Genomic DNA, 11,245 nt, shown 5'->3' with positions numbered 1-11,245 from the left:
CTCCGAGGGGGCAGCCCTCGGAGGCCGGCTCAAGGTGAACACGGCGAAGGATCGAGGCCGATGCTGCGTGCGAGCTGTTTGGCCGTGGCTGCGTTTTTCAGCAGCCTGACAGGCAGCTGCCCGGTACGGAGGCTTACGGGGTGGAGGAGGTGTCTACTCGAAGGCGTCTTCGATGACGTGGGAGTAGAGCGCGGTGTTGTGGGTGTAGTCGACCATGACGTCCACGATGGAGGGGCCGGGTTCCGCGAGTGCTGCCTGCAGCGCGGGGGCGAACTCCGCGGGCGTGCGCACGCGGTGGCCGTGTGCTCCGAACGAGGCGGCGTACTGGACGATGTCCAGGTCGCCGAGTTCGCACCCGAAGTCCCGGCCGAACTTGAGGATCTGCTGGAACTTCACCATGTCGTAGGAGTTGTCGCGCATGATGACGTGGGTGAAGTTCGATCCGAGCCGTACGGCGGTGTCCAGTTCCATGGACGAGAAGAGGAAGCCGCCGTCACCGGAGATCGAGACGATCTGCTTGCCCGGGTGGGCCAGGCCCGCGGCGATCGCCCACGGCAGGCCGACGCCAAGGCTCTGCTGTCCGTTGCTGATCAGCAGGTGGCGTGGCTGCCAGACACGGAAGTGCCGGCACACGTAGATGTAGTTGGAGCCGACGTCGCTGGTGATCAGGGCGTCGTCGTCGAGAAGCTCTCGGAGCTGGAGGACGAGGGCTGCCGGATTCATGCCGGACGGCCCGTGCTCTCCCCTCTTGGCCACGTCGTCGATCTCTTCGAGCGCGTGGCGCTGGGTGGCGAGCTCCGAGGTGTACGCGGCCTGGAGGGTCAGGCCCTGGAGTGATCCGGCCAGCGCCTCGACCGTCGATGCGACGTCACCGCGCAGTTCGAGAGCCGGGTGGTAGTGGTTGTCGATCTGTGCCGGCAGGGCATCGATGTGCACGATCTTCGGGCTGTTCACGTTCCACAGCTGCGGGTCGTACTCCACCGGGTCGTAGCCGATGGTCACGACGACGTCGGCGCCACCGAGGACCTCGTCGCCGGGCTGGTTGCGGAACAGTCCCACCCTGCCCAGGTAGTGATCTTCGAGTTCCCGGGACACGATCCCCGCTGCCTGGAACGTCTCCACGACAGGGAGACCTTCCACCGCGGTCAGTAGCTTGCGCACAGCAGCGCACGCCGCGGGGTCGGCGCCGCGCACACCTGCCAGGATCACCGGCCGTCGCGCCGAGCGGATCAGCTCTGCGGCCCGCTCGACGGCAGCGGCCGGCGCCGCCCCCAGCTCACCGACGGTCAGCGCCTGGGTCGCCGTCTTCGCGGTCGGAGCCGCCATGACGTCGTTGGGCAGGACGATCGCGGCTGCTCCGCGAGGCTCCGTTGCGGCAGCGCGCAGAGCGTTGGCCACGACTTCCGGCACGTTGTCCGGATCGTTGACCATGCCGGTGAACTTGGTGACCGAGCCAAGGAGAGCTTCCGCATTCATGGACTGGTGAGTCCGCTTGAGGAGGTCAGCCCGGGGCACTGCGCCGCACAGGGCCACGACCGGGTCGCCCTCGGTGTTCGCGGTGACGAGGCCCGTGGCGAGGTTCGAGGTTCCGGGCCCTGAGGTGGCGAGCACAACGCCGGGAATTCCCGTCAGTCGCCCCATGGCTGCAGCCATGAAAGCGGCGTTCTGTTCGTGACGACACAGGACGACCTGGATACTGCTGTCGGCGAGGGCATTGTAGACCTGATCGATCTTGCCGCCGGGAACGGCGAAAATGTACTTCACGCCCGTCTCTTCGAGCGCCTCAATAACACGTTCGGCGCTGCGCACTGCCTCTTTTTCTGCTGTAGCCATTCCGTTGCCTCACTCGACGTGTGAACAGGTGGGGGTTCCCCAGACTTGACGAAACTGAGTCTCAGTGGGGGGATATCCGGTAGGTTCAGCGTAACCGTCTCGGTCATTGTCTCCGCTGCTGGACACTGCAGTTGGACACCATGTCGGATCAGAGCTGCCTGGAATTTCTTCTACCGCTGACGGATGTCGTATCCGACATAGACAGGGGGCATAGGGTTTGGTGTTAATCCGCTACACCGTCCGTGCATATGTAATCCTAGAGCTGGGCCGTGGTTGCTCCTCAGCCGCCTTCTGCCTGCCGGATTTGGCTCTCCAGATTGGTGGGCGTCAGATCGGAGTTCAGGAACTGGTCTGTCGTGGGAAGAATCAACTGCAGTTCCGCCCGCTCAGCGAGTTCGATCTTTCCGTGCTCGAGCGTGAAGTCCAGGTCGTGGCCTCCGCGGCTGTGGGATGAGTCGATGAAGTGCAGGTGGTATCCGGCTACGGAGATGCCCTGCTCGTAGTCGGGTGTGCGGTAGCCGACGAGGGTTCCCTCCACATCCGTGAACGTTGTCTCGGCCTGCCCCGCGGCTGCCTCGGTCAGGGGCGGGTACGGAGGCTTCTGCTCCTTGACGGTGCGCGTGGCGACATGGCTGAATCGGCCGGTGATCTTGACGGCGTAGACCAGGTTGCTGCTGCGGATCGCGCTGTCGATCAGTGCCGTGACCTCCGGGCGTGTCATCGGAGATGACACTTCCTTGGTGGTGTCGGCGCTGAAGCGCGTCAGTGCCGCGAACGGCGACAGATCGCCGGCAGAGGCGACCTCCACCGAGCCGTCGGCGTGCAGGTGGTAGCACACGCCGTCCAGGATCAGCATTTCTCCGTCGAGGTGGTTGAAGGTGCCCAGCCCGAAGTCGCCGTGCTTGAGCAGCTCCCCGATCGTGACGTCGCCGTCGTACACGCCTTGGAGGAGCGCGCCCATGGTGGAGCTCTGGTAGACCGCCCGGGCCCGCTCAGGGTCGTGCTGGTCACCCTGGCCGCCGTTCCAGTGCGCGAGGACGGTACGGACGAACCGCCTGAACCGTTCCACCGGGTGTTCTTCAGTAGCCATCTTCATCTCCCTTGCTGTGACGAGTGGTGGAGTGACCGGACAGGGCATCCGGCGCCGGGCCGGACAGCGTCCCGGCTGTGTGAGCCGCGGGCCGGCGGCATCACATGGGCTCGGCGTAGCCGTCCGGCCGGTGCGGAAATCACGGTCCGCGGGGGCCGTGGCCGGGCGGCGGACCACCGCCCGGCCACGGCCGAGAAGAGCGCGGGCAGTGCGTTCAGGTGGAGTAGAGCGTCTCGATGTTGTTGTGCAGTTGCTCGGCCATCGGGGGAGCTTCGTACGTGGCGGTGACGACCTCGATGTAGCAGCCGGAGTTGGCCTTCGCCGCGGCCTCCATGGCCTGGTCGAGTTCGGCGGTGGTGGTCACGCGAGCGGTGAACCAGCCGTCGCAGCCCAGGACTTCCGGCAGCTCGGAGTACCGCCAGTTGGCGAGGTCGTTGTAGGAGATGTCCGGGTGCGCGCACAGAAGGCGCTCGATCAGGTAGCCGTTGTTGTTGAGGACGAACACCACCGGCCGCAGGCCATTGCGGCCGAACTGGCTGATCTCCTGCGCGGTGAGCTGGTGAGATCCTTCGCCGGTGATCAGCACCACGCGCCGGCCGTCCTCTGCGGCGACAGCGGCGCCCACCGCTGCGGGGGTGGCCCAGCCGATCGATCCCCACAGGGTCTGATTCTGGAAGGTGGCGTTCCGGGGAAGCCGGGTGAACGCCATGCCCATGGAAACGGTGCCGGTTTCGGCGACCAAGATGTCGTTGGGCTTGAGGAAGCTCTCCCAGCGGGGGTACAGATTCTCCGCGGTGATGGGATTGTCGCCACTGCCGCCGGCCGCGGGCATGCGCACCACTTCTGCCGACGGACGGGGCCACTGCTTCCGGGGGAGCTTGTCGGCGAGAGCGTCGAGGAGGTCCTTCATCTCTACGCTCTGATAGGTCATGCCGTCGACCCGCACGTGGTGGTGCCGGATGTCGATCGTACGGCCGGGGTCGAGGTTCGAGGTGAACGCTCCGGTGTTGAAGTCGTTCATCAGCGTCCCGGCCATGATGACGACGTCACCGTCCTCGACGAAGCGGCGCACACCCTCGTTCATGAGCTTTCCGTCGTACATCCCGACGAACGAGGACTGCTCCTCGTCCAGGACCCCCTTGTCCGAGATCATCGTCGCGAAGGGCAGCCCCGTTGCGTCGAGGAACCGCTGGAGATCCTGATTGAGACCGGCGCGTGAGACCAGGATCCCGGGCAGGACACAGGCGCTCTTGGCCTTGCCGAGCATGTCACTGATGGCCTGCACGGCAGCGTTCACCTGCGCGGGGTCACTGGCCGGGGCGGGGATCGGCTGGGCCTCACCGACCACGGGCATGGTCGCCAGGTCGGAGGGAAAGGCCATGTAGACCGGGCGCCGGTGGTAGAGCGCCGCCGCGATGAGACGCTCGGTCTCAGCGGCCACATTCTGCGGAGTCATGATCGCGCTGGCGCAGACGGCCGGCTGCGCCATCTGATGGAACAGGTTGAACTCGCCGTTGCCCAGGGTGTGGTGAACGGTCGTGTGGTGCGCCTGGACCGGCATCGCGGGCATGCCGACGAGGTGGAACAGGGGGAGGTGCTCGGTGTAGGCGCCGGCGATACCGCACAGGGCGCTGAGCTCTCCGACACCGTAGGTGGTGCATACCGCCCCCACACCGTGAACGCGAGCGTAGCCGTCAGCGCTGTACGCCGCGTTGAGCTCGTTGCAGCTGCCGACCCACGCGACGTCCGGGTGCTCGGCGATGGCGTCATTGAGGGGGAAGGCGTAGTCGCCCGGAACCCCGAACACGTGTTGCACACCGATGTCCCTCAGCCGGTTCAAGACGTGCTGGACCACAGATGTCACGGGAAAGCTCCTTCTGTCGCGGGCAGCCACCGCTGGAGAACCCAACGCGGATGTCGTGGGACACGAACAGCAGGCGTCGACGGCCCTGTTCGAATGGTCGTCAGACGGGCCGCGCCGGGAAGACCACGGCAGTAGCCGGTCGCATCCACGCGCATCACTCTTGGCCGCGCGTGGCCGAGCACGCACCCGTCACTTTTCGCGCCCTTCCGGTTCGGCCTCGGGCTCTGCGCACATCACCTGACCCAGACAGCTGCACGAAAAGCTCCATAGCGGACATATCCGTGTATTACATCACAAGGTGGTTTCGCCAGAAACCCGTCCACCGAACACGCTGCGAAGCGCAACCCGAACGGTGCGGCCCACGGTCACGCATCAACCGTGTACGGCGACTCAGCGCTAGGGACTGAAGCACCGCACCACCACGTTGCGCCGCTTGTACAGCTCCCGATCGAATGTCGGTGGGCGTCCGCCGCCGCTTCCCCGTCGGTGGCGGTTTGCGACCTGCTCTGCCCGCTCAGGGATGGTGTGGGCGATGCCTTGTCTTTGCAGCCAGGCGCGGATCGCTTTCGAGCTGTAGCCCTTGTCACCCAGGACGTGATCGGACCGGACTCGGAGCCGTCCGGGGCCGATCCGGGGCACCCGGATCGCTTCCATGACAGCGGTGAACTGGGTGAAGCAGTTGGTGTTCCCGCTTGGATCATGTGAGAAGGGCGAGTCACCGAAAGCGGAACGAACCAATTCGCCTCGAGCTCCGTCATGTTCATGAATTGATCGGGGACGCCCCCGGGGGTCCGAACCTCCATGAGCTACGCGGCACCCGGTGAGACGGAGCGCGCACGCTCCGGAAGGAGCCCACTGATGCGAATCAGAACTTCACCCCGACGCGACGCCGACATGTCCAGGCGGTCACGGCGGCTGCCGTTGTACTCGGGCATGATCATGGCCGTGGCCGCGTTGACGACCGCCTGTTCAGCGCAGGGCAGTGGCGGGGAGGCCGAAGGGTCATGCGTGATCGCTGCCATGTACGGGGGCCGCACCTATAAGCAGGTGGCCAACGTCGGGTTCACCGTAGGCAGAGCACTCGGCCCCGCCGAGTTCCCGCCCTGTGGTGACACACCGGGCCACAACGACGATGCAGGGCCTGAACCGACGACGGCCTATGCCGTCGACGGCTTGAATCCACGCATCGCCATCGCGGTGCGGTACACCTCGGACGAGGTCATGCTCCTCGCCGTCCAACCGGGTGGCAGCCTCCCTCCGGAGGTCAAGGCCCTGGCACGAGGCTAGCGGCCATGACGCGATCACCGCAGCGGCGAGATGTGCCCGCTGGCCTTGCGCCGAGGGGCCGCGGGCAACGGGCTGACCGCGCAGGCACGGGTGACCACCGCGTTCCTCATCACCTCGACGATCGCCACCCCGATGTACGGCAAGCTGTCCGACCAGTACGGACGGAGAGCGTCGACGGTCTGGTAGAGGGTGGGGCTGGTTGTGGTGCTTTTGGGGCGAGGCGCTGTTCGGTGAGGAAGGCGTGGGCGGCGGTCACGAGGGTGACGTGGTGGTGCCAGCCGGGCCAGGATCGGCCTTCGAAGTGGTCCAGGCCCAGGCCGTGCTTGAGCTCTCGGTAGTCGTGCTCGATGCGCCAGCGGACCTTGGCCAGGCGGACCAGATCGGCGATCGGGGTGTCCGGCGGGAGGTTGGACAGCCAGTATTCGCTGGGAGCTTCGGCGTCGACGGGCCATCCGGCCAGGAGCCAGCAGTCGGGCAGGACCCCGTCCCACCAGCCCCGCTCGGCCGAGGCCTGCTTTGACCGGCCGTTCGACGGCTTTGCCGGCCGGCCGCACGCGCACGGCCGCGAAGCGGGAACGCAACTCCCCTTTCGAGCCTTGCCGCCATGTGAGCGTGGTGAACGCTTCCGGTCCGAAGCCTGTGGCGAGGACTGCCACTGATGGTGCCTTCTGGCGGTAGCGCGGCTGGGGCCAACAGCCCACATCTCCCTTGCGGACCGGAGCCACGGGCTGTGCGTCGAAGGGGTGGGCGCTCACGTCCGACCGGATGGGCAGGACATAGGTGAGTCCTCGCGCCGACAGACCGGCCCGCAGGTGCGCGTTGGTGCCATAAGCGGCGTCGGCCACCACCGCCGGCGGTGTCATCCCCCAGAACGCGAGAAACAGCGCCTGAGGTTTAACTGAGTTGACCCTTGGGATTGTTGTGCCTTGTGATGCGGGTGGGATTTCCTTACCTACGCTCGTCTACCGCGCGCGCTACCAACCGGCCGTGTTCTTCGAGCTCGCCGGGCGCGACTACGCGATCACCGTGGCGACCGCAGGGGGCAAGGATGCGGTCACCACGACCGCCGCACACCCCGCTGCACGAACTCCTGACGCAAGAGCCCTCGGAGGCCGCGCCAGCGCTGACCCTGACGGCCCGGCTGAGCCGATCCCATCCAGCACGATTCCCCTCACGATCGTTCGAAGGCGCTCGTCCGCAGGTCGTTGCGCATGCTGCGTCCTGCCCGTGCGCCGTCGACTACCTGTTGCATGTGCTGGGGGAGGCCGGAGCGGCGTCGGGGGAGGCCCCGACCACGAGCCCTGTTTGTGGCGCGCCGATGACCGTTCGGGCCACCGCTGCGCGCAGTCGGACCGCCTCGGCCGGTTCCTCCGGTCCGGCTGTCAGCTGCGGTGCGAGCGGCGGTGGCGCGCGTCGCGTAGTTTCCTGGTCACCAGTCCTACCTCGTCACGCATGTGCGGCGGGACCAGCGCTTTGGGCACGTTGAACCACGTGATCAGCAGCCCCAGCAGCACGGAGGTGAGCGTCAGGCCGACAGAGGCCATGAAGGCCCACAACAGGTTGGCGTCGTTGGCCGTTGTTTGCTGTTGCCACAGTGCGCCGCAGATCAGGCCGCCGCCGAGCAGGAACATGTTGGTGGTCATCAGGACGGTGCCTCTGACCAGCCCCCGGCGCACCTCCGGTCCGAAGGGAAAGCCCGTCAGGTTCTCCGTTATACGGCGGGCCTGCTCGGGATCCCGCCAGATCCGCGGGGTGCCCCGGAAGGCGTGGTATACGCCCGCGATCAGGAAAACCGCCCCGAGAATCAATGCAAGCATGTCTGAGCTCCTCGCGTGGGCCGTCTCACCGGGATCATCCGAACACCCTGTGCCATGCGTAGTCCAGCTCCGGGTGCGGTGTAGGTCCAAGACCGAGACCGCACCCGGCCGGCCGACAGCCCGCCGGGCCGACTCGTTCGGATAGTCATCGCGGACCTCGGCGACCACGGACCGCTCGTTTGCGCACCTCAGCGGGGTAGGAAGAGGGACGTGCCATGACTCGACCCCTTCATGGAATCAGGCGGGCCAACGAGATCCTGAAGGCTGCTGCGTCTTGCTTCGCGGCCGACGTCGACCGGCGGTCGAGGGAGCGGGCCAAGGAACCCTGACGTCGGGGGCGCCCTTCCCGATGTGGACGATCCCGCTGGTCGGCCACGTGCGCATGGCCGGCTTCGTTCCGCCCGCGCTACCCCGAGCCCTGAGCGCGTCAGTGACCAGTGAAGTCCGCAACTTCCTCACCCGGCGGGTGCTCGATCACCGCGCGGTCCCGGCCCTGCGACGCATGGCAGGGCTCGCAGTGCGATGCCAACTACCGCGGCTACGGCGCCCGGAAAATCTGGCGGCACATGAACCGTCAGGACGTCACGGTGGCTCGGTGAACCGTCGAGCGCCTCATGCGCGACCTCGGGATCAACGGTGCGGTCCGCGGCCGGAGAAGGATCACCACCGTGGCCGACGCGAGCGCGAAACGGGCCTCGGACCTGCTGGACCGCGACGTCGTCGCCCGGCCCCCAACCGTTGCTGGGTAGCCGACTTCACCGACGTCACCACGTTCGCCGGCGTCGTCTACGTCGCCTTCGTCGTGGACACCTCCCCCCGAGAGGGCCCTGTGGTAACGCGAACGCGACCAACACCCCCATGAGGAAGGCGAGTTACTACATCACGGTGATGCCGAGTCGCAGTCTGGAGGACGCTGTCCCAGGTCGCACTCGCGACGGCCGCGTGGGTCGACTGGTACTGCCACCGCAGACTCCACGGTGAAATAGGGCACATTTTACTCGCTGAATACGAGACCAACTATTACCTCACCAACGTGAAACCGCAGGTTACAAACACAATCTGAAGTCTCTACCGAACCCGGAACGGTACTGAGGTGCTGAACCGGGATCAGTGCCAGCTGACAGCAATCACTTCCCACCAAATCCCGCACAATAACAAGATCAAGAAAGACCCAACGGAGGCCCATTAGTATCACCTTGAACCGGCCAATGCGGTCCCGCGCATCGTTTATACGCCGCGCGGAACGTCGCACACATTTCCGGCCGGGGCGATCAGCGAACAGCGGGCCGACTCCACGCAAAAGGTGTCACTTGAATTCCAGCTCGGTGCCCCTGGGGACGATCTGGACGTTGAGTTCGATATTGATGTTGGAGCCAACGACTGCGATGCCGCGGGCCAGCATCGACTGCCAGTTGATCGTGTAGTCCTCGCGGTGCAGCTCGGTGGTGGCCCGGATTGCCGCACGGGTCTCACCTTCCATGCCGACGCGCAGACCGCCGTATGTAGCGTCAAGGGTTACCGTGCGCGTGACTCCGTGCAGCGTGAGTCCGCCGGTGATCGCCCAGTTGTTTCCGCCGCGATGAACGAAACGGTCGCTGTAGAAATCCATGGTCGGATACTGGTCCACGTCCAGGAAATCCGCGGACCGCAGGTGCTCGTCACGCATCTTTACATTGGTGTCGATCGAGGCGGCGTCGATAACGACATGCATGGCCGTCTCTTCCATCGACTCCCCGACCCGAATCGCCCCGGAGAAGTTGTTGAAATGGCCGAAGACGCGGCCCAGTCCGATGTGCCGGGCTGCGAAGGAAATTCGGGTATGAGCTCGTTCGATTTCCCATTCGCCGGGGGTTGGCAAGGGGATCGACGGTGCTGCCTGGAGCAGAATATCTTTCACCCCGGTGCACTTTCCCTCTTCTATGACAGACTCGTTTCCCCGGTACGGGCTGAAAGTTTCTGACGAGACAGCCAGCCGGTATTCCCCAACGGGAACCATCGCCAAGATCATGCCGAAGGGGTCGGTCTCCCCACCCACAACCCGATGACCGTTTCTGTCGCTCACAGTGAATTCGGCGTGCCTGACCGGCCGAGTCGCAGAATCGAGAACGCGGCACGCGAGAAGACCTGCACCGGACGGCACGGAAAGTCCAGATATGGAGTTTTGCGCGTTCGCGGTTATCGGGCGAACCAGAAAACGACGGATCATAGTGCATGTACCCCTGTGTAATGAAGTTTCGCGGCCCTTACGGTTCGACCAGTCGTCGAAGGGCCGCTGTTTGAGACGTTATTCGATCACTTGGCGCCGGTCGATGCAAACGGGTCGACAGAGAGAGGTGCTCATGCATGCAACCTGCACGCAGCCTGACGTTCGTGACACTCACACCTGGTGTCCGCAGCCCGAACAGACGTTACCGACCAATGCTCCGCGCAGCGACCCACATCTCGGTGCGTGGGTGCGCGTTGGCTGCTCTCCGGACGAGGTCCTCCGCGGCAGCGGTTGCTGACGCCGGCGAATCTGGACGGCGGCAAATGAACTAAATCCGTTTTGCCCTTGAAGTTTGAGGATCGGAGTGACTGACGCCATCCGGAACTCTTGACAATCCCTGCACATACTTCTCGATGACCGAGCGAAATGGCATTTCATGGAACCCCCCGCCTGCGGCTCGCGGAGAACTGGGCGCAGGCTGTCACCCCCCTCGGCGGCGAGCCCCGCAGGTGACAGTTATTCAGGGAGCCTTGGTACGCAGATGTCCGCTACGTGGGTGTCTGACCTGAGCCTGGCCGCCGTCGGCAAACAGTCGGCGCTGTTGACGAAGCTGGAAGCGTCGGAAGTGTCCCCGAGCCGAGCGAGGAGGTGATCCTTGCCTGGCCCACCATTGCGGGATTTCTGGCGAAAGGCTCTTCGGCTCCCCGGAGCATATTGCCCAGCCCGGCTCACTTCTGAGCTCGGAGATGCTTCTTCGCCCAGCTGCCCAGTTCCTTGAGCGCGGGCTCCAGGGCGGCGCCGGCCGGTGTCAGACCGTACGAGACCCGCAGCGGCGGTCCTTCGTCGACGTCGCGCACGACGAGTCCCGCGGCGCCGAGTTCCATGAGCCGGTCGGAGAGCATCCGTTCGCTGATGCCGGGGATCGCCCGGCGCAGGTCGGCGAAGTGGACGGGGTGCGGCAGCAGCACGGCCACGATCAGGCCCGTCCAGCGCTTTCCGAACAGCTCGAAGACCCGGGCCATGCCGTCGTCGACCTTCTGGCACGGCCCTGCGTCCTGTGCTCCCGGCTCTGGCATGTGCGTACTGCATTCCTTTCGCGGACAGAAAATCAGGTAGCCAAGCCAGCTGTCGGGCATGGACAAGGATCC

At 65.4% G+C, this 11,245-nt stretch carries 8 protein-coding genes and 2 pseudogenes; 2 read left to right on the top strand and 8 right to left on the bottom strand.

What is annotated here, in order from left to right; all coding sequences use genetic code 11:
• Positions 1-153 precede the first annotated feature (153 nt).
• The 4 genes and pseudogenes from alsS to OG776_RS05150 form a co-directional block, all read right to left on the bottom strand.
• A complete protein-coding gene (alsS, locus tag OG776_RS05165; RefSeq protein WP_329319184.1) occupies positions 154-1,833 on the bottom strand; it encodes an acetolactate synthase AlsS in 1,680 nt (559 codons plus the stop codon).
• A gap of 280 nt (positions 1,834-2,113) precedes the next feature.
• Positions 2,114-2,923 carry an acetolactate decarboxylase gene (gene budA, locus OG776_RS05160; RefSeq protein WP_148012106.1) on the bottom strand — a complete coding sequence of 270 codons (810 nt, stop codon included), beginning with the start codon at positions 2,921-2,923 and terminating at the stop codon, positions 2,114-2,116.
• A 214-nt stretch (positions 2,924-3,137) separates the two neighbouring features.
• The gene (locus tag OG776_RS05155) at positions 3,138-4,787 is read right to left on the bottom strand and encodes an alpha-keto acid decarboxylase family protein (protein WP_329326370.1); all 1,650 of its coding nucleotides are present in this window, start codon (positions 4,785-4,787) and stop codon (positions 3,138-3,140) included.
• Positions 4,788-5,189: 402 nt separating this feature from the next.
• A pseudogene (locus OG776_RS05150) lies at positions 5,190-5,477 on the bottom strand (transposase); the annotation flags it as partial.
• 168 nt (positions 5,478-5,645) lie between these two features.
• Between OG776_RS05150 and OG776_RS05145 the strand changes: the two are divergent.
• Positions 5,646-6,074, top strand: coding sequence for a DUF6281 family protein (locus OG776_RS05145; RefSeq protein WP_329319179.1), 429 nt, complete (start codon positions 5,646-5,648; stop codon positions 6,072-6,074).
• Positions 6,075-6,119: 45 nt separating this feature from the next.
• Positions 6,120-6,260: a hypothetical protein gene (locus tag OG776_RS05140; RefSeq protein WP_329323830.1), complete on the top strand. Its 141-nt coding sequence runs from the start codon at positions 6,120-6,122 to the stop codon at positions 6,258-6,260.
• Here OG776_RS05140 and OG776_RS05135 read toward each other — a convergent pair.
• The 4 genes and pseudogenes from OG776_RS05135 to OG776_RS05120 form a co-directional block, all read right to left on the bottom strand.
• Positions 6,238-6,952 (bottom strand): annotated as a pseudogene (locus OG776_RS05135) (IS701 family transposase); the annotation flags it as partial. The gene OG776_RS05140 and the pseudogene OG776_RS05135 sit on opposite strands and share 23 nt — an antisense overlap.
• Positions 6,953-7,456: 504 nt before the next feature.
• Entirely contained in the window at positions 7,457-7,891 is a 435-nt protein-coding gene (locus tag OG776_RS05130) for a hypothetical protein (protein WP_148012103.1), read from the bottom strand.
• Between the two features lie 1,306 nt (positions 7,892-9,197).
• Positions 9,198-10,097: a YceI family protein gene (locus tag OG776_RS05125; RefSeq protein WP_148012102.1), complete on the bottom strand. Its 900-nt coding sequence runs from the start codon at positions 10,095-10,097 to the stop codon at positions 9,198-9,200.
• A 728-nt stretch (positions 10,098-10,825) separates the two neighbouring features.
• Complete coding sequence (locus OG776_RS05120) at positions 10,826-11,173, bottom strand: winged helix-turn-helix transcriptional regulator (RefSeq protein WP_329319176.1); 348 nt, start codon at positions 11,171-11,173, stop codon at positions 10,826-10,828.
• Positions 11,174-11,245: the final 72 nt, after the last annotated feature.

It is taken from the genome of Streptomyces sp. NBC_01689, from assembly GCF_036250675.1.
Classification (GTDB): domain Bacteria; phylum Actinomycetota; class Actinomycetes; order Streptomycetales; family Streptomycetaceae; genus Streptomyces.
Note: the sequence above shows the minus strand (reverse complement) of the source record. Positions and strands in the feature narration are given on the sequence as shown.

What these genes read in the sequence shown, in the direction of transcription:
- OG776_RS05145 (WP_329319179.1), top strand. Translation starts at nt 5,646, where the DNA reads ATGCGAATCAGAACTTCACCCCGACGCGACGCCGACATGTCCAGGCGG.
- OG776_RS05130 (WP_148012103.1), bottom strand. Translation starts at nt 7,891, where the DNA reads ATGCTTGCATTGATTCTCGGGGCGGTTTTCCTGATCGCGGGCGTATAC.
- budA (WP_148012106.1), bottom strand. Translation starts at nt 2,923, where the DNA reads ATGGCTACTGAAGAACACCCGGTGGAACGGTTCAGGCGGTTCGTCCGT.
- alsS (WP_329319184.1), bottom strand. Translation starts at nt 1,833, where the DNA reads ATGGCTACAGCAGAAAAAGAGGCAGTGCGCAGCGCCGAACGTGTTATT.
- OG776_RS05120 (WP_329319176.1), bottom strand. Translation starts at nt 11,173, where the DNA reads ATGCCAGAGCCGGGAGCACAGGACGCAGGGCCGTGCCAGAAGGTCGAC.
- OG776_RS05125 (WP_148012102.1), bottom strand. Translation starts at nt 10,097, where the DNA reads ATGATCCGTCGTTTTCTGGTTCGCCCGATAACCGCGAACGCGCAAAAC.